The following is a 24,195-nucleotide window of genomic DNA, read 5'->3' as shown; positions in this document are numbered from 1 at the left end:
GGGCCACCCCCGCGGTGCGCGGGGGTGGCCGGCCGTCCGTCAATCCGTCGAATCGGGAGGCGCGGTCCGGGCCCCGGGAAGGCCGGGTCCCGGGCCGTCCGGGATCACTCCTCGCTCTCCTCCTCCGCCGCGTCCTCGTCCGTGTCGTCACCGGTGTCCTCGGTGCGCGCGGCCTCCTCGACCTCGGCGATGCGCCGCAGCGCCTCGGCGAGCTTGTCCTGTGCCTCGCCGTAGGCGGCCCAGTCGCCCTCCGACAGCGCGGTGTCGGCCTCCTCCTGGGCCTCCAGCGCCTCACCGATCCAGTCGGCGAGATCCGCGGTGACGTCCGGGGTGTCCTCCGGCTCCTCGCCCTCCTCGGCCGGCGGCGTGTCCTCCGGCTCCTCGCCCGTCTCGGCGACACCGAACAGGGTGTCCAGCGCCGCGTCCAGGGATGCCTCGAAGGCCAACTCGTCGCCGTAGGAGGCCAGCACCCGCTGCATGCGCGGATAGTTGGCGCCCGCGCCGAGCACGTAGACCGGCTCCACGTAGAGCAGGTCGTCGCCCAGCGGCACGGTCAGCAGGTTGCCGTACTCGACCTCGGAGTCACCCCGTTGCAGCAGGTTGATCGACTCGGCGATGTCGGGTTCGGCGTTCCACCGGCTCTGCACCTGTTGTGGACCGGGGGTGGTGGTGTTGTTCGGCAGCGTCAGGACCCGCATGGTCCCGTAGTCGTCGCTGCGCGCGTCCGCCACCACCGCCATGTAGGCGGCCAGCGTCTCGCGGTCCCTCGGGTTGAAGGTCGTGGTCAGCGAGAAGGTACGGGCGTCCTGGTCCGGCATCCTCATGCTGAGGTAGTACGAGGGAACCGAGTTGCCCGGCTGGGTCGGGTCGTCCGGCACCTCCCAGCGCTCACCACCGGCGTAGAACAGGCTCGCCGAGTCCACGTGGTACCGCTGGAGCAGGTCCCGCTGCACGTTGAACAGGTCCTGCGGGTACCGCAGGTGGGCCATCAGCTCGTCGCTGATCTCCTCGCGCGGCGTGACCGTGTCGGGGAAGGCCTTCATCCAGGTCTCCAGGACCGGCTCGCCCTCCTCCCACTCGTAGAGCACGACCTCGCCGCTGTAGGCGTCGACCGTGGCCTTCACGGAGTTGCGCATGTAGTTGATCTGGTTCTGCTGGGCGAGCACCTGCCGCTGCGCGTCGGTGAGCGCGGTGGCGGTGGCCTGGTCCAGCACGGTGCGCGAGGAGTACGGGTAGCCGTTGCTCGTGGTGTAGGCGTCCACGATCCACTGCACCCGACCGTCGACCACCGCCGGGTACGGGTCGGCGTCGATGGTCAGCCAGGGGGCGACCGCCTCCACCCGCTCGGTCGGGGTCCGCCGGTACATGATCTGCGACCCCTCGCCGATGGCGCCGGAGTACAGGATCTGCGGCTCGCCCAGGGCCAGGGCGTAGGCGGCCCGGTTGAAGTAGTTGCCCAGCTCGACGCCGCCCTCGCCGGTGTAGCTGTAGTCGACCTCCTGGCCGGGCTCGGGCATGTCCTCGGCCGGGGCCTCGGTGTCACCCCCGGGGGTGTCGGTGTCGGTGCCGTCCTCGGCGCCGTCCGTGCCCCCGGTGTCCTCGGTGCCCTCGTCGAGGCCGTCCTCCAGGGCGCCGTCCTCCGGCACCTCGGGAGCCTCGGTCTCGTCCTCGCCGGCGTCCCCGCGGATGTAGTCCAGCTCGGGCTGCGGACCGCCCACGATGGACCAGTGGGTGGTCGCCTCACCGAAGTAGATGCGCGGCTCGTACTCGCCGAGTTCACCCTCCGGCGGCAGCTCCTTCTCGATGAAGTCGGGGGTGCCGTTGCCGAGGATGTCGTCGCCCCGCGCCGCCACCACGCCGAAGCCGTGGGTGTAGCGGAAGTGGTCGTTGATCCAGTTCCGGTCGGGCAGCCCGTCGATGTTGATCTCACGGACGCCGATCACGGTGTCCTGCTCGCCGCTCGCGGTCGGGTACCGGTCCACGTCCAGGGTGTCCGCGAAGGAGTAGTAACCGCGGATCTGCTGGAGCTGCTGGAAGGCCGGGGAGATGACGTTCGGGTCGACCAGGCGGATGCTGGCGGTGGTCCGCACCGAGTCCCGCAGTTCCTCGCGGTTCTCGTCGGTGACCAGACCGGCCTGTTGACGACCGAAGGCCTGCTTCTCGGCCGCGTCGATCCCGTAGGCCTCCTTCGTCGCCTCCAGGTGCTTCTGGATGTACGGCGTCTCCATGGCCTGCTCGTTCGGGCGCACCTGGAACTGCTGCACCAGCGCCGGGTAGACGCTGCCGATCAGCACCGCGGAGAGCACCAGCAGGCCCAGCCCGATGACCGGGAGCTGCCAGGTGCGGCGCCACAGGGTGGCGAAGAACAGCACCGCGCAGATGATCGCGATGATGGTCAGGATGGTCCGCGCCGGCAGGTAGGCGTTGGCGTCCACGTAGCGCAGGCCGGTCCAGCCGTCGGCGTCCCGGAAGTCACTGCTCTTGAGCGCCAGCCCGTAGCGGTCGAACCAGTAGGCCACCGCCTTGAGGGCCACGAACAGGCCCATCAGGACCGAGAGGTGACCGGTGGCGGCCGGGGTGATCCGGTTGCCGGGGGTGGTGACCCGCAGCCCGCCGTACAGGTAGTGGGTGGCCCCCGCCGCCAGCAGCGAGAGCACCACCACGGCGAAGCCGAAGCCGATCAGGAAGCGGTAGAACGGGTAGTCGAACGCGAAGAAGGAGATGTCCATCCCGAACTGCGCGTCGGTCACACCGAACGGGGTGCCGTTGACCCACTGCAGCCAGGTGCGCCACTGTCCGGACGCCGACCCACCCGCGATGAGGCCGATCAGCAGGGACGCGGCGATCAGCACCCACTTCTTGTAGGGGGCGATGCTCATCCGGTAGCGGTCGAGGTTCTGCTGCTCCATCGACATCGCGCTCAGTGGCGGCCGCAGCCGGTGCGCGAGCCAGATGTTGAGTCCCACGGCCAGGGCCATGATCAGCCCGAAGACCGCGAACATCACGATGCGGGTCACCAACTGCGTGGTGAACACCGTGGTGAAGTCAACGGACTGGTACCACTTCCAGTCCGTCCAGAACCCGGCGAACATCGCGAACAGGATCACCAGCCCCGCCAGGACGGCGGCGGTGATCAGGAGGGTTTTGGCACCCCCGGAGGGGCGCCCCAGTGCGAAGCCCGGAACGCCGGGTCCACCGGGCCCACCTCCTCTGGGTCCTCTGGGGCCTTGGGGACCATTGGGGCGACCCGAGCCCCGGTCCGGCATCTGGAAAGCCAAGGTGCGCACCTCAAAGATTCGGAGCGGATAACGGCGGGCCCAGCCTAGGGGACCCCACTTGAGTAACTTACTCAAGCTTTACCCGGTTCCCGTTTCCGGGGTAGGGGGCGGCACGATATGGGGATGGACAACACCACACCCGACGCACCCGACACCCGCGCGACCGCCGGCGAGGCCGGCACCCCCGTCGCCGCACGGCCTCTGACCAGGGCACTTCTGGAGATCGATGCCTACACCTCGGGTCTGGGCTGGGACGGCCCGGCCCGCCTGTTCGCACTCGTGGACACCGACCGGTTGCGGACCGAGGAGCCCGAGCTGGCCGAACGTCTGGGTCTGGAGGACGACGATCGGGAGGGAACCCCGGATGGGGCACCCGAGGCCGGCGGTACCTCACTGACCCCGATCGAGCAGGACGAGCTGCCCCCGGACGCGCCGCTGGACGAGTTCCTCGCCGGCATCGCCTGGCCGGACGCCGTGGCCGGTTGCGCGCTGTGCGTCGAGCGTCTGATGCTGCCGCCGTCGGCCGAGGCGGAGATTCCCGAGGAACTGCGCCACGAGGAGAACGTCGACGCCCTCACCCGCTGGGTGGCCGAGCACCCGCAGCGGCAGGAGGTACGGATGACCGTGGGGGTGCTGCGCGACGGGGAGCGCGAGTCGGCGCTGCGGCTGCGTTCGCGCGACGCCGGCACCGAGGTGATGACCGGTCCGGATCTGGTGCCCGGGCTCACCGAGGCACTGGCGGCGACCTTCGAGGGCTGAGGCCGCGCCGCACCGGCCCGCCGGTCCCGACCCCGGTCCCGGGGTCGGGACCGGCGCGGCGGGTCAGTCGGCCCGGGAGCAGAGCGGCAGGTTCTCCGGCTCCGCCCCGGCCCGGATCTCCTCCAGCGCGTCCAGCGCGCCCTCCAGGGTCTCCACCTCGACGAGGGTGAGGCCCGCCGGCGGATCGGCCGCGGCGGCGGCACAGTTCGCGGCCGGGGTGAGGAACCAGGAGGCGCCCTGCTCCCGAGCGGCGATGATCTTCATGGCCACCCCGCCGATCGGACCGACCCGGCCCTCCGCCGTGATGGTGCCGGTCCCCGCGACGAACTCGCCGCCGGTCAGATCCTCCTCGGTGAGCTTGTCCACCAGGCCGAGCGCGAACATCAGGCCGGCGCTGGGACCACCCACGTCGGCCAGTTCGATGTCGATGTCGAAAGGCAGGTCGTAGCCGACGCCGGCGGAGATGCCGACGATGGGCCGGCCGTCGTCCTCGGCGGCGGTGGAGGTCACGGTGACCTCCAGGCGCTCCGCCTCCGCGGTGTCCCCGCTGCCACCGGCCGGCGGATCGGCCTCCCCGGCACCGTCCGCCTCGTCGGTGCCCTCGGTGCCGTCCGCGTCGTCGGTGCCGGGAACGCGGTCCACGGTGAAGACCACGGGGTCGCCCGGCTCGCGGGCGGTGACCCGCTCCGCCACCTCCGAGGGTTCCCCGATCTCCTCGCCGTCCACCGCGACGATCACGTCCCCCGCGCGGAGCACGCCCTCGGCGGGGCCGTCCTTCACGACCGAGGAGACGATCGTCCGGGTGCCGACCTCGTAGCCCAGCTCGAGCAGGGCCGAGACCTTCGCGGTCTCCTGCGAGCGGCTGAACTCCTCCGCGTTGATCTGCTCCACCTCGTCGGCGGTGCGCCGCTCGGGATAGAGCGTCTCGTGGGGCACGACCGCGCTGCTTCCCGCGAGCCAGCCGCGCACCGCCTCGAAGAGGCTCATCCGGAAGTTCACGCCGGTCACCCGGACCGTCGTCATGTTGAGGTTGCCGGTGGTCTCGTACGTCTCCTCGCCCGCGATGTTCAGCACGGGACCACCGTTGTGCTCACCCAACGTGTTGACCGTGGGCCCCGGTGACATCTCGGCGTAGGGCACCCGGACCAGGACGGCCGCGAACAGCAGGCCGATCAGGAGCAGACCGGAGGTCAGCAGCGAGGCGGTACGGCGTGGCATGAGCCGACAGTACGGCACGCCCGATCCGGTCGTCGGTCCACGGGGGACTTCACCCGAGCCCGTCGACCCCGCGCGCCGGCCGCTCCATCGCGTCGCGAAACGCCTGGTGGCGCCGGACGCCGGCGGTGTCGCCGGCCCCGCGGGCCCCGGACATCCGTCGACTCGCCACGATGCTCCACACCCCCGCGATCAGTAGGCCCACCAGCGGAATGAGCAACCACACCAGTGCCGCCACGACGCCATCTCCCGTCTCGACTCCGGACCGCGAACCGGAGCGCGCGGTCGTCGGGGGAAGAACCTGCCCGGTGACCCAACGCTCCGATGGGTGAACGGGTCACGCAAGCGGAGGGGTTCCCGCCCCGGCCGGCCGGGGGCGTCCACCGGGCGCGGAGAGGTCTTCACGCCCCCGGGGCGCCCCCGGCCGGCACGGGGTCAGCCGCAGGCGCCCACCCACTCGGAGGTGCCGTCGGCGAAGGTCTGGTGCTTCCAGATCGGGACGGTCGCCTTGAGGTCGTCGATCAGCCGGCGACAGGCCTCGAACGCCTCCCCCCGGTGCGGACAGGCGACCGCGACGATCACCGCGAGGTCGCCGACGGCGAGGCCGCCGACCCGGTGGACGGCCGCCAGGGCCCGCACCGGGAAGTCCGCCGCCACCCGTTCGGCGACCCGCCGCAGCTCGATCGCCGCGCTCGGATGGGCCGAGTACTCCAATGAGGTGACGGCGGCGCGGTCGGCCGGGCCGTCGTGGTTGCGGACGGTGCCGACGAACAGGGCTGTACCACCGGCTTCGTGGTCGCCGATGGCCGCCAACACCTCGGGCACGGACAGGGCGGTCTCCCGGATGCCGAGCAGGCGCAGACGCGGGTCGGGCGGACCGCCGGGATGTGCGGGGCTCGCGGGGTGCCCGGGGCTCGTGGGATTCAGGGAACCGGCGGGGCTGCCGGGGGACATCGGGGATTCGCTGGGGCGCATGGCCACCATCGTCCCCCGGGCCGGCCGGGAGGACGCCCCGGCACCCCGCGCGGCGGCGGTTCGCGGGGACGCGGGACGGGAGTCGGGGATCGGGAGGCCGGCCCGGGCGGGTTCAGCGGCGACGACGACGGGCGCGGCGCACCAGCGCGGCGGTACCCACCAGCGCGACCGTCGCCCCGGCGGCCCCCAACGTGGTCGCCGCGTCCTTGCGACCCAGCCGGCGGCCGGCCACGGCGTGCCGCCCGGCGGTCTCCTCGAGCAGCGCCGCGAGCGCCTCCTCGTTGGTCCACGAGGGCCGCCACCCGGCCTCGTAGAGCCGCCCGGTGCCCACCACCCACGGGTGCATGGTGTAGGCCAGATCGGCCGCCGGTGAGGGCGTCAGGCCCAGACGGTGCAACCGGGTCGCCGCGCCCAGGGCCAGTGCCGAGGGCAACTCCATACGCCGGATCCCGGAGATCTCCTCGACCTGTTCGTGCTCCAGCCAACCATCGCACCCCACCGCCAACGGGCCGGCCGGGTCGCGGCGCACCACCAGTTCCAGAGCGGCCACCAGGTCCTCGACGTGGCAGAACTGCCAGCGGGGTCGGGAACCGGCCACCAGCAGCAGGCGGGGCGACTCGAAGTAGCGCGTCAGGGCGGTGTCCGCGCCGGTACCCACCAGGGCCGCCGGACGGACCACGGTGACGTTCAACCCCGGATGGGCGCGCGGGGCGCGTTCGGCCAGGCTCTCGATCTCCAGCAGGTCGCCGAGACCGCTGGCGTCCCCGGATGCCCGCAGTTCCGCGTCCTCCGACAACGGGACGTCGTTGTCCGGCAGCGCGCCATGGACCATCGTCGAGGTGCACAGCACCACCCGGCGCACCCCCATGGCGGCCGCCGCCGTCAGGACCGCCCGGGTGCCGCCGACGTTGTGGGCGGTGCGAGCCTCCGGGTCGGTGTCCAGGTCGAGGTCGACGGACAGGTGCACCAGGACGTCCACCGGACGGCCGTCGGGCCGGAAGGGTTCTGCGAGGGCGGGATCCCGGATGTCCATCAGGTGCCACTCGGCGCCCTCGGCCCCCTCGAACCCACCCCGCCGCTCGTCCACCGCGATCACCCGTACGGGCGGGGAGGCCGCCAGTAGGCGCCGGGTCAGCAGAGCCCCGGCGCCCCCGGCCGCTCCCGTGACGGCCACGGTCAACACGGCCGATCGGTCGTTTCGCGCTCCGCGAACGGGGGGCTCCGGGGAACTCACAGGACGTCTCCAGCGGTTGTCTCGGTACGGGGTGCGCACCCCCATCCTGCACGAGGGACATTTACGCTGGAGGATCACGACCCGGTTCGGTGTGCCGTGTCGGGGTCGGGTCGGTTCCACCGCACCCGACCACCCGGTTCCACCGCACCCGACCACCCAGCTCCTCCCACCCGACCACCCAGCTCCTCCCACCCGACCGCTCGTCCGCACCGCGGGCGACGCCCACATCATCGAGCCGCACAACCGAGGATTGCCGAGGATTCCCGTGAGCGATACCCCATTCGGATTCGGTCTCCCCCGGGAGCCGGAGGACGGCGAACCCGGAAAGAACCAGGGCGGGGGCCCGGGCAAGGGCCCGGACCCGGCGGACAATCCGCTGGCGGCGATGTTCGGCGCGCTGGGCGGCGGCAACCCGCAGGATCTGGGCGCGGCCTTCCAGCAGCTCGGGCAGTTGCTCTCCTCCGAGGACGGCCCGGTCAACTGGGACCTGGCCCGCAACGTGGCCCGGCAGACGGTCGCCGCCGGCGCCCCCGACGGTTCGCGGGACAGCAGCGTCGGGGCCTCCGAGCGGGCCGCCGTGACCGAGGCGCTGCGCCTGGCCGAACTGTGGCTGGACGAGGTGACCGCGCTGCCCTCCGGGGCGACCTCCGCGGTGGCCTGGAGCCGCGCGGAGTGGGTGGAGGCCACCCTCCCGGTGTGGCGGGAGCTGGTGGACCCGGTCGCCGAGCGGGTGGGCGGCGCGATGGGAGAGGTGCTGCCGGAGGAGATGCGGGCCATGGCCGGTCCGCTGCTCGGCATGATGCGCTCCATGGGCGGCGCGATGTTCGGCACCCAGATCGGCCAGGCCGTGGGCGTGCTGGCCGGTGAGGTGGTCGGTTCCAGCGATGTCGGCCTGCCGCTGGGTCCGGCCGGGAAGGCGGCGCTGCTGCCGGGCAACATCGTCCGGTTCGGCGAGGGGTTGGGAGTACCCGCCGACGAGGTGCGGCTGTATCTGGCGCTGCGCGAGGCCGCCCACCACCGGCTCTTCGAGCACGTGCCGTGGCTGCGCGGCCACCTGTTCGGCGCCGTCGAGGGCTACGCCCGGGGCATCCGGGTGGACACCGGCAAGCTGGAGGACCTGGTCGGCCGGATCGATCCGTCCCGACCCGAGGAGATCCAGGAGAAGCTCCAGCAGGGCATGTTCCAGCCGGAGGACACCCCGGAGCAGCGGGCCGCGCTGGCCCGGCTGGAAACCGCCCTGGCACTCGTCGAGGGGTGGGTGGACGCGGTCGTGCACGCCGCCGCCCAGCCGCACCTGCCCTCGGCGGGGGCGCTGCGCGAGACACTGCGCCGGCGCCGGGCGAGCGGCGGTCCGGCGGAGCAGACCTTCGCGACCCTGATCGGCCTGGAGCTGCGCCCGCGCCGACTGCGGGACGCCTCCCGGCTGTGGGCCTCGCTCACCGACGCGCGCGGCTACCAGGGGCGCGACCTGTTGTGGTCGCACCCGGACATGCTGCCCACCACCCACGACCTGGACGACCCGGACGGCTTCGTCCACCGCGAGCAGCCGGACTTCTCCGAGCTGGACCGGCTGCTGGGGGACGCCGCCGGCGACTCGTCCGACGGGCCGGGGAACGACGGCGGGAACGGGCCGGGGAACGACGGCGGGAACGCCGGCGGCTCCCCGGACGGGGACCGGGGGCACCCGAAGTGACGACGGTCGGGCGGCCGGGACCCGGGGAGGCGGGGAGCGCCGTCCCCGGCCGCCGGGGCCCGGACCCGCTGCGCGAGGACGCGGTGCGGGTGCTGGGCGCCTGGCACGCCCCCGACGGGGAGCAGGAGGCGCTGCGCCGTGCCTACCTGGATCACCTGGACGCGTATCCGGACGCGATGCGGCGCGCCTGCGCGCCCGGTCATCTGACCGCGGGCGCGCTGGTGGTGGACCCCACCGGGGAACGGGTGCTGTTGACCCTGCACCGGAAGCTGCGGATGTGGCTGCAGACCGGTGGTCACTGCGAGTCCGGGGACACCGGCGTCGCCGTGACAGCGCTGCGGGAGGCGACCGAGGAGTCGGGGATCCCCGGTCTGCGGTTGCTGCCGGAGCCGGTGCGGCTGGACCGGCACCACACCCCCTGCGCGCCGCATCTGGACGTGCAGTATCTCGCGGTGGCGCCGCCGGACGCCCCGGCGGTGTGCGGGGAGGAGTCGTTGGACGTGCGGTGGTTCCACCACACGGAGGTGGCCGGGGTGGCGGACGCCTCGGTGGTCGCGCTGATGGAGGCCGGCCGGTCGCGCCTGGCCGGGGAGACCCCGGCTCCGGGGCGACGCGACGGCGGGTGACCGGGTCGGGACCCGCGGGAGTGGCGATCCCGGGCGGGGAGCGGCGGTCATCGACGTGCGCCGCTCCCCGCCCGGTCGGTCGTCCGATCAGCCGGGCGCGGAGAGGTCGATGAGGAAGCTCCGGCGGGGGGAGGCTCGTCAGTCGCCGGTCCCGGACGGGCCGGAGACGACCGGACGGTCGCGGTGGATCAGGGCGGCGGCCCCGTACAGGCCCGCGTCCCGGCCGAGGGCGGTGGGCACCGTGCGCAGACCCCGCAGGAAGGGCAGCCCCGCCAGTTCGTCCAACCACCGGTGCAGCGGATCCAACAGGACGCCACCGGCGGCGGCCACGCCTCCGCCGATCACCACACGGTCGGGATCCAGAACCGCGACCGCGTTGAGCAGGGCCAGCGCGAGCGCCCGACCCGCCGCGTCGAAGGCGGCGAGGGCCCGGGGGTCCCCGGCGCGGGCCGAGGCGGCGAGTTCGCGGGCGTCGACCCCTCTCCACCCCGCGGCCCGGGCCCGGCGAACCATCGAGGGACCACTGGCGATCGTCTCCACGCACCCGGTGGCCCCGCAGGGACAGCGGTCGCCCGAGGGATCGACGACGGTGTGACCGATGTGGCCCGCGTTCCCGCTGCGGCCGGAGTGGGCGCGCCCGTCGAGGGCCAGACCACCTCCCACCCCGGTGGAGACGACGACGCCGAGCAGCGAGCGGACCCGGTCGCGGTCCGGGGCGCGCCACCACTCCCCCAGCGCCATGCACTGGCCGTCCCCGGCGAGCCGGACCGCGCGACCGGGGAACATCGCGGCCACCTCGTCACGCAGCGGGTGCTCGCGCCACTCGGGGATGTTGACGGGGCTGACGGTCCCGGCGATCGGATCCAGCGGCCCGGCGGACCCGATCCCCACCCCGCCCGGCTCCCCGTCGGGGATCCGGGCGACGACCGCGGCGATCACCGAGCGCAGGACGCCGGCCGCCGAGCCGGGGCCGGTGAGGGGCTCCTCGACGCGCGCCGTGATCGTGCCGTCGGGCTCCACGACGGCGGCGGCGAACTTGGTGCCGCCGATGTCCAGCGCCAGTGCGGGCGCGCCCCGCTCGCCGGCCGGGACGCGACGGGCGCCCTCCACCGGGCTCCCTCCATCCGGGCGACTCCCCGCACCGGCCGTCCCCGTGATGTCCACCATGGCCTCCCGAAGGGGGAAGCGCCCCCGTTCACTTAACCGATTAAGTCGACCGACGTTACGTCCCTCCCGCTTCGGCTGTCAACGACGGCCACCGGGCCGGACGGGGCCCCGCGACCCGGGGGCGTGGAACCCCGCCGGCGGTAAGCTGCCCCGACAGGACACCGGTTGACCATGGGAGAGCCCCGGTGAAACGCCCGACGATCGCCGACATCGCCCGACAGGCGGGCGTGTCCAAGGTTGCCGTTTCCTACGCGCTCAACGGTCAACCGGGTGTCTCGGACCGCACCCGGGCCTCCATCCGACGGATCGCCGCCGAGCTCGGGTGGCGTCCCAGCAGCGCGGCCCGGGCACTCACCGGCTCCCGCGCCGGGGTGGTGGGTCTGGCCATGTGCCGACCCGCCGGTTTCCCCGGCGTCGAGCCGTTCTTCATGGAGTTGATCAGCGGCATCGAGGCCGTGCTCGCCGAACGGGACAACGCCCTGATGCTCCAGATCGTCCCCGATCACGAGCGGGAGACGGAGGTCTATCACCGCTGGTGGGGGGAGGGCCGGGTGGACGGGGTGATCGTGCTCGACCCGCACCACGAGGACCCCCGGATCCCGGTCCTGGAGGGACTGCGGCTACCCGCCGTCGTGGTGGGCCACCCCTCGGCGGCGGGCGGGTTGACGGCGGTGTGGTCGGACGACTCGGTGGGGGTTCGCGAGGCGGTGCGGCACCTGGCCGGGGCCGGACACCGCCGGCTGGCCCGGGTGGCGGGGCCGACCCGCTTGACGCACACCGCCCTGCGCGACGGGGCTCTGCGGGAGACCTGTGCCGAACTGGGATTGCCGGCCCCCCGGATCACGCACACCGACCACACCGGCGAGGGCGGCGCGGACGCCACCCGGGCCCTGCTGACCGCTCCCGACCGCCCCACCGCGATCGTCTTCGACAACGACATCATGGCCGTCGCCTGCCTCTCGGTCGCCGCCGAGCTCGGCCTGTCCATCCCGGCCGACCTGTCGGTGATCGCCTGGGACGACTCCCCCCTGACCCGGGTGGTGCGCCCCGCCCTCACCGCCCTGGGCAGGGACATCGCGGCCTACGGGGGACGTGCCGCGACGGCGCTGCTGACGGTGATCGAGGAGGGACGACCCGCCGGGGAACCGGGGGTCGGGGTGGAGGAGCCACCGGCGCGGTTGATCCCGCGCGGCAGCACCGGGCCACCGCCGGGCGGGGTCTGAGGCGACGGCGCGGATCCGGTCCGCGTCGTCGGGCGGCGCCACCCGGCCGGAGGGTGTGGTCAGGGGAACCCGGGGCCCGCCGCGCCCGGGACATCCGGATCATCCGGGGCGTCCGCGTCGTCGTCCTCCGCGTCGTCGTCCCCCGCGTCGGGAAGACGTTCGGCCGCGACGACGCCCTCCAGGAAGCCCCGGGCGCGCTCGGTACGGGGATAGGTCTCCAGCAGGGCCCAGAAGTCCGGTCCGTGCCCCGGTACCAGCAGGTGTGCCAGTTCGTGCAGGAGCACGTAGTCCAGAACGTACTCGGGCATACCGCGCAGGCGGTGGGAGAGCCGGATGGTGCCGGTGGCCGGGGTGCAGGAACCCCAGCGGGTGTGCTGGTTGTCCACCCAGCGCACACCGGCGGGACGGGCCCGACCGGCGAGGTAGCGCTCGGAGAGCCGAGCGGCCCGATCCGCCAGGTCGGCCCGGGACCCGCTGCGACGCTCCTCCTGGGCGGCCAGCTTGTCCAGCATCGTGGTCACCCAGCGGTTCTCCTCCTCGGCCGTCATCCGGGCCGGGATCAACACGATGGTCCGGTCGCCCTCGCGATAGGCGGAGACGGTGCGCCGGCGACGGACGCTGCGCCGCACCTCGATCGGGCCGGTGGGCGCGGTGAGGCTCCCCGGCGTGACGCGCTGCGGTGGACCGGAGCGGTGCAGGGGGTCGGCGCGGAGGGGAGGATCGGCGGACACACCCGGACCGTACCCGTTTCCGCACCCCGGATCACGGGAGCGGGTGGCGAAGTCGAAGTCGGAGGCCCCGGGGACCGCCGTCCGGGGGACCCCGGGGAGCCCCGATCGATGGCTCGCGTCACCGGTACGACGAACGCCGGTTCCTGTGGACGACGGAGCGCCCGCTGTCGGCGACATGAGGCACAGTGAGTCACACGGCGGGCGGCTTCCGTCACCCCGCCGGCCGGGGCGTGCCCGCGTCCCCGGCTCCCGACGACCCCCGGGGGCACCATGTCGACGAGCACTCCACCGCGGCCGGCCACGGCATCGCGCGACCTGCCGCCCGCCTCTTCGCCCGCGGCCACCACCGTGGTGCCGACCGGCGCGGTCACCACCGCCACGACGGTGACGACCGTGACCACCACGGCGGCGGGTCCGCCGGGGGTGCCCGCGGTAACCGTTGCGGCGTACCCGCCCCCCACCGGCCGCCGACCACGGTCCGGGGCCGCCCCGCGCGGCGGCCCCGGCGCGGGCGGGAAAGCCGGGAAAGCCGGGGAAGCGGCCTCCTCGGAACCGCACCCGATGATCAAGCCCGCCCTGCTGCGCGGCTGGGACGACCGCGAGACCGTCCGTTACGGCGTCACCCCTCCGCACGCCGTGGTGCTCCGACCGGTGGACGGTCCGACGGAGTCCTTTCTCGCCCTCCTGGACGGGACCCGCGGCATGACGACGCTGCGCCGGGCGGCGGACCGGCTGGGGTTGCGGCCGGACGCCGCCGACCGCCTCACCGCCCGTCTCGCCTCGCTGGGTGTCGTCGAGGACGCGGTGGCCGGGCGGCGGGCCGCCGCCGAGGTGACCGAGTCGCTGCGACCGGACCTGGCCACCCTGTCGTTGCTCTGCCGGGAGCCCGGCGGGGCCCGCCGCCGGTTGGTGGCCCGTCGTTCGGCACGGGTACGGGTGGTGGGGGCGGGCCGGGTCGGTGCCGCGATCGCCGCGACCCTGGCCCGGGCCGGGATCGGTGGGGTGGAGGTGGTGGACGGCGGGACCGTCGGCCCCGGAGAGGTCTCCGCCGCCGGCTTCGCGCCGGAGCACGTCGGCCGCCGGCGGAACGCCGCGGCCGACTCCCTGATCCGACGCCTGCGCCCCTGGCCCCGGGCCGGGGGTCGTACCGGCCGATCGCCGCACGGGGAGCACCGACCGGGAACGGCCGGTCCGGAGTTGGTGATCATCGCGCCGCGCGACGGCATCTCCGGCTACGCGCCCTCCCCCGAGACCGTCGAGCCACTGATGGCGGCGGGGATCCCCCACCTGTACGCGGGGGTGGTGGAGGCCACCGGGTTCGTCGGCCCGTTGGTGATGCCGGGGCGCACCCCCTGTGCCGGCTGTCTGATGCGCGAGCGGGAGAGGTGGGAGTCGGGGTGGCCGTTGTTGGTCGGGCAGTGGCGGCACGGGCGCCGGGGCACCGGGGTTCCCTCCTGCGACACGGCGCTGGCCACGGCGGTGGCGGGGTTGGCGGCGACCACCGCGCTCGGCGTGCTGGACGGCACCCTGGTCATGGGCCCGGTCCCGCCCCCGGACCGGGCGCGGCACCGGGCCTCGGACCGGAACGGCCGGCCGGGCCCGATTCCGGATCCCGGCGCCGGGGCGGGCGTCGGCACCGGCCGGGGTCACGGTGTCGATCCGGAAGCGGGCGGACGTCTGGAGATGACGTTGCCGGGCCCCCGTGTCGAGCGGGTGGCGGTATCCGCTCACCCGGACTGCCCCTGCGGCGCCGCCGTCTCGCGGGCCCCGCAGCCACCGGCTTCCGACGACCCGGTGGCGGCCGGGGCCGGGACGGGCACCACCCGGGCCCGACCCATGGGGGCCCACCACGACCACGTCTCGTGACGTCGGCGACCGGGACCGGCGGGTGACTCCCCGCGAGAGGTCAGGGGGGCATCCGGCGTTCCCCGTGCCGTCGGAAGGCGGGTGAGCCCGGCCCCGGCTGCACGCCCGGGCACCGATACGGCCGGGGGCCGGCGCGCGAGGGGCTCCTCGCGCCGGCCCCCGGTTCGGGTCGGTGGATTCGGGTCGGTGGATTCGGGTCGGGCCGGCTCACATCAGGGCACGGGCCAGGGCGCGGCGGGCTCGTTGCGAGGCCCGCTCCGCCCGGCGGTGGAGCCGTTGCGAGCGGCGTTCCATCCGTGCCGCCAGGGCCAACTGGTGAGTCCGGCGTTGGGATTCGGCCTCGCGCAGCCGCTCGCTCAACTGCGAGCGCGCCATGGCTTCGGGTAGGAGTTCCATCTCTCGGGTCCTGTTCGGTGTGGGACGCGGCTCGGCCGCGTCGATGAGGCGGCGTCCGCCGCGGAGGTGGTCGTTCATGTGCGTGCTCTGTTCGGGGCCGTGCTGTGCGGGGCGGCCGATCGTGCCGGGGAGGTTCATGCGACGACCGGGTTCTTGCGCGGGCGCCCGCGAGGGCGCTTGCGGGGCACCACGACGCCCTGGACGAAGAGTTCGCCGCCCCAGACGCCCCAGGGCTCGCGGCGCTCTTTCGCGCCGGCCAGACACGCCGCCCTCAACGGGCAGCCGGCACAAAGGGACTTGGCGTACTCGACGTCCTCGGGGGACTCGGCGAAGAAGACCTCCGGGTCATAGGAACGGCAGGGGACTCGGGAGTCGAGTCGGTCGATGGCCTCGTCCAGCTCGTTGAGCGTGAACAACGGGGTCACGGGGATCTCCGGATCGGGTGGTGGGTTCAGGTCGGGCGATGAGGGAGCGGAGGGTGCGAGTCGCACGGTGGTGGTTCCTCGTCTCGTCGTCGGTGTTCCGGCTGCGTTTTCCCCGAGAACGTGATCTTCGGGGCAAACGAAAGGGCCGCGGATCCCGGATGGGGTTCCGCGGCCCTGGAAGGTGCCGACCTGATCTCGCCGATCAGGTGGGATCTTTCCGGGGATCAAGCCCGCGGAGGGCCCACATCCGGATGAAGTGCTGGTTGAACCGCGTGGTCGCACGGAAGCCGACGGCCTCGAGGCCGCGGATACGTGCTGCTGCCGGGACATACGCGTCGCTCGGAACGGTCTCGACCGCCATTACGGCCGGGGCCGCGACTCCGAGTGCGCCATTCGCGGACTTCCAGCCGCGTGCCGACGGATCGGCGGAGGCGGAGGACACACGGGTGGCGCCGAACGGGCGCGGTGCGCCGGGCAGGCGAACGAGGGTGTTCTGACAACGGACGGCTTTGGTCATCGGAAGTGCCAACATCGAATTCGCCTCCTCTCGGCGCTTGCGGAGCCCTCGCGGACTCGGACAGACATGACGCGGCTCACCGGGTTCCGGGGGGAGAACCCCCGGCCCCGCGGCCGTGGAAGCACGCTATGCGCATCCCTCCACCACGCGCAAACTATTTTTCAGCGGTTTTCCCCGGACCCCCGGACTCCGCTTCCGACCACTCCCCGAAGGGGTCGCCGAAGCCGTCGTCCGGGCCCTCCGGCAGGTTCTCCGGCGTGTCCCCGGGCGGTTCGGGGGCGGGCTCGTCCCACAGGTCCTCCGGCTCGACACCACCCCTCGCCCGGCTCTCCCCGGGCCCCCCGGGGGCACCCTCACCCGCCTGGTCGGCCTCCGGCCCCGTGTCCGGATCCGACCCCGAACCCGTGTCCGGTTCCGCCGGCAGACCGGCGCAGATCCGCAGTACCTGGTCACCGAATTGGCGGAGCTTGTGCGGCCCCACCCCGGAGATGCGGGACAGCTCCCGCTCGTCCGAGGGCGTGGTCTCCGCGATCGCCATCAGGGTGACGTCGGTGAAGACGGTGTACGCCGGGCGCCCGAGCTCCGTCGCGCGCTCCAACCGCCACTCGCGCAACCGCTCGTACACCCCCTCGTCCATCGTGGAAGGGCAGTCGGCGCACCGCCGCAGCTTCAACTCCGCCGCCTCGGTGAGGGTGCGCCCGCATACCCGGCACGGCACCGGTCCGCGCTGCCGCCGCCGGGAGCCGGAGCCGGAGCCCGAGCCGCGATCCACTCCCCCGGCACGCGCCCCCGCCGCCCCGCCACGCGCCCCCGAGCCGGGGCGCAGCCCGTCCAGAAAGCGGCTCGGGCGACGCCCCGCCCGTCCGCCCGGCGAGCGCGCGAGCGCCCAGGACAGCGAGAGGAGCTTCCGCGCCCGGGTCACCCCCACGTACAGCAGTCGCCGCTCCTCCTCGATCTGCTCGGGAGTGCGGGCGTAGGTGATCGGCAACATCCCCTCGGTGAGACCGACCAGGAAGACCGCGTCCCACTCCAGGCCCTTGGCGGTGTGCAGGGAGGCCAGCGTGACGCCGTCCACCGTGGGGGCGTGCTGGGCCCGGGCGCGCTCGTCCAACTCCTCCACGAAATCCCGCAGCGACGCCCCGGGTCGGGCCGCGCCGAACTCCTCGGCCAGTCGCACCAGAGCCCGCAGGGACTCCCACCGGTCGCGGGCCGCCCCCGAGCCGGTCGGCGGGTCCGGGGTCCAACCGGTGCCGCCGAGCACGGCCGCCACCCGCTCCCCCAGACTCCGGTCCTCCAGCCCCTCCAGCGCGATGTCGTTGCCCCCGGCGCGCGAGGCCCCGCGCAGCGCCAGGCCGGCCCGGCGGATCTCCTGGCGTTCGAAGAAGCGCTCGGCCCCCTTGAGCTGGTAGGGGATCCCCGCGTCGGCGAAGGCCTGCTCGTAGATCTCGGACTGGGCGTTGATCCGGAAGAGGACGGCGATCTCCGCCGCCGGGGTCCCCGCCTCGATGAGCTCGCGCACCCGCTTGGCGGTGGACTCCGCCTCGGCCGGTTCGTCCGGGTACTCGACGAAGACCGGCTCCGGGCCGGGCGGGCGCTGGGAGACCAGCTCCAGGCGGTGCTCGGCCGCCCGGCCGCGGGCCTGCGCGAGGAGTCCGTTGGCCAGGTGCACCACCTCGGGGGTGGACCGGTAGTCGCGCACGAGCTTGACGACCGTGGCCCCCGGGTGGCGCCGTCGGAAGTCCAGCAGGTGATCGGGGGTGGCGCCGGTGAAGGAGTAGATGGTCTGGCTCGCGTCCCCCACCACGCAGAGGTTCTCCCGGTCCCCGAGCCACAGCTCCAGCAGGCCCTGTTGCAGGGGGCTGACGTCCTGGTACTCGTCCACCACGAAGTGCTGGTACTGGCTGCGGACGGTGTCCGCGATGTCCGGGCGGTCCTGCAGGATACCGACGGTCAGCAGCAGGACGTCCTCGAAGTCGATCACCGACCGGTCCTGCTTGAGCTGCTCGTAGGCGGCGTAGATCCGGCTGGTCTCGGCCGGATCGCGCGGCGCCTCCCGGGAGGACTTGGCGACGGCGGCCGGGTAGTCCTCGGGGGTGGTGCGGGTGACCTTGGCCCATTCGATCTCGGAGGTGATGTCCCGTAGTTCGGCGCGCTCCAGCCGGATCCGGGACCGGGCGGCGGCCTCCGCCACCAGCTGGACCTTCCGCTCCACCAGACGGGGCGGCTCGCCGCCGACGGCCTTCGGCCAGAAGTACTGGAGCTGGCGCAGCGCCGCCGAGTGGAAGGTGCGGGCCTGCACGCCGCCCGCGCCCAGGGCCCGGAGCCGGCCGCGCATCTCACCGGCGGCCCGGGCGGTGAAGGTGACCGCGAGGATGCCGGCCGGCTGCAGCACCCCGGTGCGCACCCCGTATGCGATGCGGTGGGTGATGGCCCTGGTCTTGCCCGTCCCGGCGCCGGCGAGGACGCAGACCGGTCCGCGCAGGGTGGTCGCGACGGCCCGCTGCTCGGGATCCAGCCCGTCGAGCACCGCCTCCGGATCGGCCGGGGGCGCGGCTCCCGGCGACGGGAGCACCGGCGTGCCGGGCAGGGGGGCACCGGGCGGGGGGCCGAGGGAACCGGGGTCGGTGGGCGGGGGCGTCGCTGCTGTCACCCGGCCCATGCTGCCAGGCCGGACGGACAGCGGGGCACCGCTCATCCACAGCCGGCGGCGTTCGTCGGATCATCGCCGGGCACGGGCCTCGTCTCCGGGGACGGAAACGGCGTCGACATCGACGGTCCCGGGGGCGAGGACCGTGAAACCCGTGCGAGTGCCCGCACCACGACTCCCCGGCTCCCGGCCCGTCGATGCCGTGTCCCGGTTGCCGGCTCGCCCCCGGCCCCCGGGAATGTCCGCGCCGCGCGGGACGTTCACCGGCCGGACGCCTCCCGCGTCCCCCACCGCCCCCGAGGGAAGGACCGACGATCGCCATGGCCGGCACCGTGACCATGTACAGCACCACCTGGTGCGGCTACTGCCGCAGGCTCAAGGGTCAGATGGACCGCGAGGGCATCGCCTACACCGAGGTCAACATCGAGCACGACCCGGGCGCGGCGGAGCTGGTCGAGAAGGCGAACGGCGGCAACCAGACGGTTCCCACCCTGCTGTTCGACGACGGCAGCACCCTCACCAACCCCTCGCTGGCCCAGGTGAAGGCGAAGCTCGTCGCCTGACCTCCCCCGCCCCGTGGCCCACCCGCGTCACCGGGACGGGCCGCGTCACCGGGACGGGCCACGTCACCGGGACGGGCCGCGGACCGTCCCCGCTCAGGAGCGGGGCAGCGGTCCGCCGTACCACATCTCCACGAGCCGGGCCGCGATCGAGATACCGGAGGGCGGTGAGACCTCCTCCGACTCGATCGCGGCCCGCAGCTCGTCCCGGGAGAACCAGCGGGCCTGTTCGATCTCCTCGCCGTCCACCCGGATGTCGGTGTCCCGGGCCGCCGCGAAGAAGCCCAGCATCAGCGAGGACGGGAACGGCCACGGCTGACTGGCCACGTAACGGGGTTCGGAGACGGCGATGCCGACTTCCTCCTCGACCTCGCGTACCACGGCCTCCTCCAGCGACTCGCCCGGCTCCACGAACCCGGCGAGAGTGGAGAAGCTCCCCTCGGGCCAGTGCACCTGCCGGCCCAGCAGGATCCGGTCCTCGTCGTCGGTGACCAGGGTGATGACCGCCGGGTCGGTGCGCGGGTAGTGCTCCGCACCGCAGGAGGGGCAGCGTCGGATGTGGCCTGCCGCCGCGATCACGGTCCGCTCCCCGCAGCGGGAACAGAAGCGGTGCATGCGCTGCCAGTTCTCCAGCGCGATCGCGTGCACCAGGAGCGCGGCGTCACGGTCGCCCAGGAGGGCGGCGGCCTCGCGGAGGCCGGCCGGACGGGCGGCCTGGTCCATGCGCCCCGGCAGTTCGTCCTTCTGGAGTGCGAAGTAGCGCACGCCCTCCGCGTCGGTTCCCAGGTAGTAGCGGTGCGCCTCGGTCAGGGGCGCGTCGAAGGAGGGCATCGTCACCAGTTCGGTGCGCCCGTCGGCGGTGTCCTCGATCAGCGCGCGGCCGGAGGAGACCACGAAGACCCGGGTACTGGGATGACTCCACGCCGCCCCGAGCCACGCCTCGTCGATTCGCCGGCCGGCGTCCCGGTCGATCCCGCCGGTTCCGGTCATGACGATCGGCTGGACGGCGTTGTCCGGAGTGTTGCGCATGGTGAAAGCCTAGCCGGGGAGGTTGAGGGCCCATGACGCGTCCCCCCGCAGGATGGCCTCCAGCCCGGCCCGATCGGGGAGCACCGTCGGCCGCACCAACTCGCCGGTGCGCACGTAGAGGAAGGCGGCGGAGACCCGGGACAGCGGCAGCTCGTGCCGCTCCGCCCAGGCGAGCCGGTAGACGGCCAGTTGCAACGGGTCGGCGGAGTGGTTCCGACCGGTCTTCCAGTCGATGATCTCCCAACCGTCGCCGGTGCGGTAGACGGCGTCGATCCGGCCGCGGATCACCCGGCCGGCGAGTCGCAGTTCGAAGGGCGCCTCGACCCGGTGGGGGGTGCGGTGGGCCCACGGGGTACGGGCGAACGCCTCCTTGAGGGCGGACAGTTCGCGCTCGTCCCGGATGGCGGGGTCCTCCTCCGGGTCGCCGCCGGGGTGCTCGTCCTCACCGAGCAGGGGCAGCTCCAGTTCCTCGAAGCGGGATTCCACCCAGGCGTGGAAGCGGGTGCCCCGGCGGGCGGCGGGGCGCGGGGGGCGGGGCATGGGTCGGGCCAGCTCGCGGGCGAAACCCTCCGGGTCGGCGGCCAGCCGTTGGAGTTGTGAGGCCGAGAGCGACAGCGGCAGGGGGACCTCGCGGACCCGGGAGCGGGCGCGGCGCAGTTCCTCGGAGAGCGCGCCGAGGTCGCGGTCCCAGGAGGCGACGAGCCGGCGCTCCTCCGGGGTCAGCCCCACCGTGTCGTCCGGATCATCGGGTGTGTCCGGTGTGTCCGGTGTGTCGGGCGCGGCGCCGGACGGGACCGCCGCTCCGGCGCGCGGCGGCGGAACCGACGGAGCGGCGGAAACCCCGTCCGGCCAGTCCGGCCCATCCGGCTCGACCGGCGCCCCGGCCACCACTCCGGCGCCGGCCGTCGCCCCCGCGAACCCGCGCAGCTCGGCCAGGACCAGGCGCGCCGCCTCCCGTCGCCGCGCACCGGCCTCCGGGTCCAGTGGCATCGGCCACTCCCCCGGCCCGCGATCGGCCGCGAGCAGGGGGTTCTCCGCCCCCTCGGCCGGCTCCTCGGCCCACGCCTCGACCTCGCCGTGCGCGGGATCCGCCTCGCAGTGCCGGCGCAGCGCCAGCAGGAACTCCGAGGGCGTCCGGGGCAGCTTCTGTTCCGGACCCCACCGGTGGGCCGACCCCAGCAGCAGGGACCGGGGGCGGGTGAAGGCGACGTATCCCAGCCGCAGCTCCTCCAATCCGCGGTGGGACTTCTCCTCCTCGGCGTGTTCGCGCAGCGCGCCGGCGCTCCACTCGCGGACCGCCGGCAGGGTCGCGGCGTCCCCGCGCAGGGGTTGCGGCAGGACGTGCGAGTGGCGCAACCAGGAGTCCTGCCCCCGTTCCTGCGGGAAGCCCTTGCGGTACAGGCCGGGCAGGACCACCACGTCCCACTCCAGGCCCTTGGCCTTGTGCGCGGTGAGCACCTTCACGGTGTCGTCGCCGCCGGGCAGCGAGCCGTCCAATCCCTTGTCGTAGTGCTCGGCGGCACGCAGGAAGGCGAGGAAGGCGGGCAGGTGGGTGTCGCCGTCCACGGCGGTGCGGCGGCCGTTGGCGGCGAAGGAGGCGGCGGTGTCGAGAAACGCCTCGAGGGTCTCGCGGCGCCGGGCGGCCAGCGCGTTGGGGGAGGCGGAGAGTTCGATCTCCAGGCCGGTGACGGTCAGCACCCGGTGCAGGACGTCCATCAGCGGATCGGCCACGCCCCGGCGCAGTTCCCGCAGTTCGGCGGCGAGATGGGCGAAACGGATCCGGGCCTCGTCGGAGAAGGGCAGGTCGTCGGCGGGTTCGTCGAGCCCGACGTCACCGATCCGGTCGCCGCCGACGAAGGTGTCCAGGGCGTCGGCGAGGGAGACCGTCTCGGCGGGGTCGGTGCCCTCGACTGCGGCGGCCAGGCGGTGATCGGGGGTCTCCCCGGTGGTTCGCTCGCGGTGGACCAGGATCCGGGCGCGGCGGCCGAGGAGGGCGAGATCCCGGGGGCCGATCCGCCAACGGGGACCGGTGAGGATCCGGACCAGGTCGGCGTTGGCGGTGGGGTCCACCAACACCCGGCAGACCGAGACGAGGTCGGCGACCTCGGGGAGGTGGAGCAGTCCGGAGAGGCCGACGACCTCCACCGGGACCGAGCGGGCGACCAGTTCGCGCTGGATGGCGGGGAAGTCCCCGGCGGTGCGGCACAGCACGGCGACCTCGCCGGGCGGGGTGCCGGTGTTCACCAGATGGGCGATGGAATCGGCGAGCCAGGCCAGTTCCTCGGCATGGGTGGGGAGCAGGGCGCAGCGCACCCGCCCCTCCGCGTCGGCGTCGGGGGCGGGGCGCAACGGGGAGACACCGGGGTGGCGTTCGCGCAGCGGCGCGGCGAGTTCGTTGGCCAGGCTCAGGAGTCGGCCGCCGCTGCGGCGGTTCTGGGTCAGGGAGTGACGGCGGGCGGGGGTGCCGTCGCGGTGCGGGAAGTGTTCGGGGAACTCGTCGAGGTTGGCGACGGAGGCACCGCGCCAGCCGTAGATGGCCTGGCAGGGGTCGCCGACGGCGGTCACGGCGTGGCCGGTGCCGTCGCCGAACAGGCCGGAGAGCATGACACGTTGGGCGACGGAGGTGTCCTGGTACTCGTCGAGCAGGACGACCGCGAAGCGTTCGCGCAGGGCCCGGCCGACGGCGGGGATGTCGCGGGCGAGCCGGGCGGCGAGGACGAGCTGGTCGCCGAAGTCGACGAGGTCGCGGGCGCGTTTGCGGGAGCGGTACTCCTCCACCGGGCCCAGGAGTTCGACCCGCCCCCGGGCGGCCTCGGCGATCCGGCGCAGTTCGGCGTTGGGGCGGGGCAGGGCTGCGATCTCCGCCCGGACGGAGGCGTCCAGGGCCCGCAACGCGGCGGGTTCGACCAGGTGCTCGGAGAGTTCGCCGTCCAGGGTCACCAGGTCCCGCACCAGGTCGGGGAAACCACGAGTGGTGCCGGTGGAGGTGCCGGTGGGGGCGACGAAGCCGGGGGCCGCGGCGCGCAGGGCCTCGGCGGCGAGTTGGAAGCGCGAGGCGTCGGCGAGGAGATGGGCGGAGGGTTCCACCCCCACCCGCAGGCCGTGTTCGGTCAGCAGTCGCCCGGCGAAGGCGTGGTAGGTGGAGATCTCCGGTTCGCCCGCGTGTGGTTCGCCCTCCGTGCCCTCCCCCGTGCCGGGGAGGGCGGGAGCGGGCGCACCCGGGGCGGGGAGCACGCCGGCGCGGCGCAACGCGGTGCGGACCCGCTCGCCGAGTTCGCCGGCCGCCTTGTTGGTGAAGGTCAGGCCGAGCACCTGTTCGGGGGCGACGCGTCCGGTGCCGACCAACCACACCACCCGGGCGGCCATCACGGTGGTCTTCCCCGAGCCCGCGCCGGCGACGATCACCTGCGGCTCGGGCGGGGCGGTGACGCAGGCCATCTGCTCGTCGGTGAAGGGGATGCCGAGCAACTCCACCAGGTCGTCCGGGCGACGGATCCGGGCACGCGACATCCCCCCGGCGGAACGGGGGGACGGAATCGGGTGGGAGGCGGATCGATCGGACACAGTCCGACAGGCTAACGGTCGGCACCGACCGGGGTCGCCCCCGAGCGCGGTGACCGCCGCCACGCCGCGCGCCGTCGGGGACACACCCCGGCGTGGCGGGCCCGCCGGACCCGCCGGGCCCGCCACGGGGTGGGGAACCGTCGGCACCCGAACGCGTGGACCACGTGTGCGTCCGTCGGCCCCGGGGTCGGCACCCGCACACGTGGTCCGTGGCACCCCGGCCGGGCTCCCCGACCGGGGATCGACTCACGGGCCCGGGGGTGCCACCGCCCCGGGGGCGAACCACACGC

At 74.0% G+C, this 24,195-nt stretch carries 19 protein-coding genes; 6 read left to right on the top strand and 13 right to left on the bottom strand.

All coding sequences use genetic code 11. The features are described 5' to 3' along the window. Nucleotides 1–104: 104 nt before the first annotated feature. The gene (locus LZF96_RS20795; protein ID WP_233875178.1) at nt 105–3,266 is read right to left on the bottom strand and encodes a UPF0182 family protein; all 3,162 of its coding nucleotides are present in this window, start codon (nt 3,264–3,266) and stop codon (nt 105–107) included. 129 nt (nt 3,267–3,395) lie between these two features. Between LZF96_RS20795 and LZF96_RS20790 the strand changes: the two genes are divergently transcribed. Beyond that, complete coding sequence (locus tag LZF96_RS20790; protein ID WP_374203292.1) at nt 3,396–4,037, top strand: PPA1309 family protein; 642 nt, start codon at nt 3,396–3,398, stop codon at nt 4,035–4,037. Between the two features lie 63 nt (nt 4,038–4,100). On the opposite strand, the gene LZF96_RS20785 is transcribed toward LZF96_RS20790, so the two are convergent. From LZF96_RS20785 to LZF96_RS20770, 4 genes are all read right to left on the bottom strand, one after another. Further along, nucleotides 4,101–5,255 carry a PDZ domain-containing protein gene (locus tag LZF96_RS20785; RefSeq protein ID WP_233875147.1) on the bottom strand — a complete coding sequence of 385 codons (1,155 nt, stop codon included), beginning with the start codon at nt 5,253–5,255 and terminating at the stop codon, nt 4,101–4,103. A gap of 49 nt (nt 5,256–5,304) precedes the next feature. Further along, nucleotides 5,305–5,490, bottom strand: coding sequence for a hypothetical protein (locus LZF96_RS20780; protein ID WP_233875145.1), 186 nt, complete (start codon nt 5,488–5,490; stop codon nt 5,305–5,307). 197 nt (nt 5,491–5,687) lie between these two features. Beyond that, on the bottom strand, nt 5,688–6,227 hold the full coding sequence (locus LZF96_RS20775) for a molybdenum cofactor biosynthesis protein MoaE (protein WP_233875142.1): 540 nt from the start codon (nt 6,225–6,227) through the stop codon (nt 5,688–5,690). 112 nt (nt 6,228–6,339) lie between these two features. Next, nucleotides 6,340–7,461: an NAD-dependent epimerase/dehydratase family protein gene (locus tag LZF96_RS20770; RefSeq protein ID WP_233875140.1), complete on the bottom strand. Its 1,122-nt coding sequence runs from the start codon at nt 7,459–7,461 to the stop codon at nt 6,340–6,342. A 265-nt stretch (nt 7,462–7,726) separates the two neighbouring features. On the opposite strand from LZF96_RS20770, the gene LZF96_RS20765 reads away from it, so the two are divergent. Next, nucleotides 7,727–9,154 (top strand): zinc-dependent metalloprotease, encoded by a 1,428-nt coding sequence (locus tag LZF96_RS20765; protein WP_233875134.1) that lies wholly within the window; start codon nt 7,727–7,729, stop codon nt 9,152–9,154. Between the two features lie 68 nt (nt 9,155–9,222). Next, nucleotides 9,223–9,780, top strand: a complete 558-nt coding sequence (locus LZF96_RS20760) for an NUDIX hydrolase (RefSeq protein WP_233875175.1) — start codon at nt 9,223–9,225, stop codon at nt 9,778–9,780. Nucleotides 9,781–9,918: 138 nt separating this feature from the next. Here the strand turns inward: LZF96_RS20760 and LZF96_RS20755 are convergent, their stop codons facing one another. Then, the gene (locus LZF96_RS20755; protein WP_233875131.1) at nt 9,919–10,890 is read right to left on the bottom strand and encodes an ROK family protein; all 972 of its coding nucleotides are present in this window, start codon (nt 10,888–10,890) and stop codon (nt 9,919–9,921) included. A gap of 242 nt (nt 10,891–11,132) precedes the next feature. Between LZF96_RS20755 and LZF96_RS20750 the strand changes: the two genes are divergently transcribed. Continuing rightward, the gene (locus LZF96_RS20750) at nt 11,133–12,170 is read left to right on the top strand and encodes a LacI family DNA-binding transcriptional regulator (RefSeq protein WP_233875128.1); all 1,038 of its coding nucleotides are present in this window, start codon (nt 11,133–11,135) and stop codon (nt 12,168–12,170) included. A gap of 59 nt (nt 12,171–12,229) precedes the next feature. On the opposite strand, the gene LZF96_RS20745 is transcribed toward LZF96_RS20750, so the two are convergent. Next, a complete protein-coding gene (locus tag LZF96_RS20745; RefSeq protein WP_233875126.1) occupies nt 12,230–12,901 on the bottom strand; it encodes a M48 family metallopeptidase in 672 nt (223 codons plus the stop codon). A 561-nt stretch (nt 12,902–13,462) separates the two neighbouring features. On the opposite strand from LZF96_RS20745, the gene LZF96_RS20740 reads away from it, so the two are divergent. Further along, entirely contained in the window at nt 13,463–14,767 is a 1,305-nt protein-coding gene (locus LZF96_RS20740) for a ThiF family adenylyltransferase (RefSeq protein ID WP_233875124.1), read from the top strand. Nucleotides 14,768–14,974: 207 nt separating this feature from the next. Here the strand turns inward: LZF96_RS20740 and LZF96_RS20735 are convergent, their stop codons facing one another. The 4 genes from LZF96_RS20735 to LZF96_RS20720 form a co-directional block, all read right to left on the bottom strand. Beyond that, nucleotides 14,975–15,241: a hypothetical protein gene (locus LZF96_RS20735; RefSeq protein WP_374203291.1), complete on the bottom strand. Its 267-nt coding sequence runs from the start codon at nt 15,239–15,241 to the stop codon at nt 14,975–14,977. Nucleotides 15,242–15,297: 56 nt separating this feature from the next. Beyond that, nucleotides 15,298–15,618, bottom strand: coding sequence for a WhiB family transcriptional regulator (locus LZF96_RS20730; RefSeq protein WP_308294251.1), 321 nt, complete (start codon nt 15,616–15,618; stop codon nt 15,298–15,300). Nucleotides 15,619–15,790: 172 nt separating this feature from the next. Beyond that, nucleotides 15,791–16,105, bottom strand: a complete 315-nt coding sequence (locus LZF96_RS20725) for a hypothetical protein (RefSeq protein WP_233875119.1) — start codon at nt 16,103–16,105, stop codon at nt 15,791–15,793. Between the two features lie 154 nt (nt 16,106–16,259). Continuing rightward, entirely contained in the window at nt 16,260–18,632 is a 2,373-nt protein-coding gene (locus tag LZF96_RS20720; protein WP_308294250.1) for an ATP-dependent DNA helicase UvrD2, read from the bottom strand. 440 nt (nt 18,633–19,072) lie between these two features. Between LZF96_RS20720 and LZF96_RS20715 the strand changes: the two genes are divergently transcribed. Further along, nucleotides 19,073–19,315, top strand: a complete 243-nt coding sequence (locus LZF96_RS20715) for a mycoredoxin (RefSeq protein WP_233875116.1) — start codon at nt 19,073–19,075, stop codon at nt 19,313–19,315. A 93-nt stretch (nt 19,316–19,408) separates the two neighbouring features. Here LZF96_RS20715 and nudC read toward each other — a convergent pair whose 3' ends face one another. Then, nucleotides 19,409–20,341, bottom strand: a complete 933-nt coding sequence (gene nudC / locus LZF96_RS20710; RefSeq protein WP_233875114.1) for an NAD(+) diphosphatase — start codon at nt 20,339–20,341, stop codon at nt 19,409–19,411. Nucleotides 20,342–20,350: 9 nt separating this feature from the next. Further along, nucleotides 20,351–23,851: an ATP-dependent DNA helicase gene (locus tag LZF96_RS20705; protein WP_233875108.1), complete on the bottom strand. Its 3,501-nt coding sequence runs from the start codon at nt 23,849–23,851 to the stop codon at nt 20,351–20,353. Nucleotides 23,852–24,195: the final 344 nt, after the last annotated feature.

It is taken from the genome of Streptomyces sp. ST2-7A, from assembly GCF_021390475.1.
Classification (GTDB): domain Bacteria; phylum Actinomycetota; class Actinomycetes; order Streptomycetales; family Streptomycetaceae; genus Streptomyces.
The sequence above is the reverse complement of the archived record's forward strand: the minus strand, read 5'-3'. Positions and strand labels throughout refer to the sequence as shown.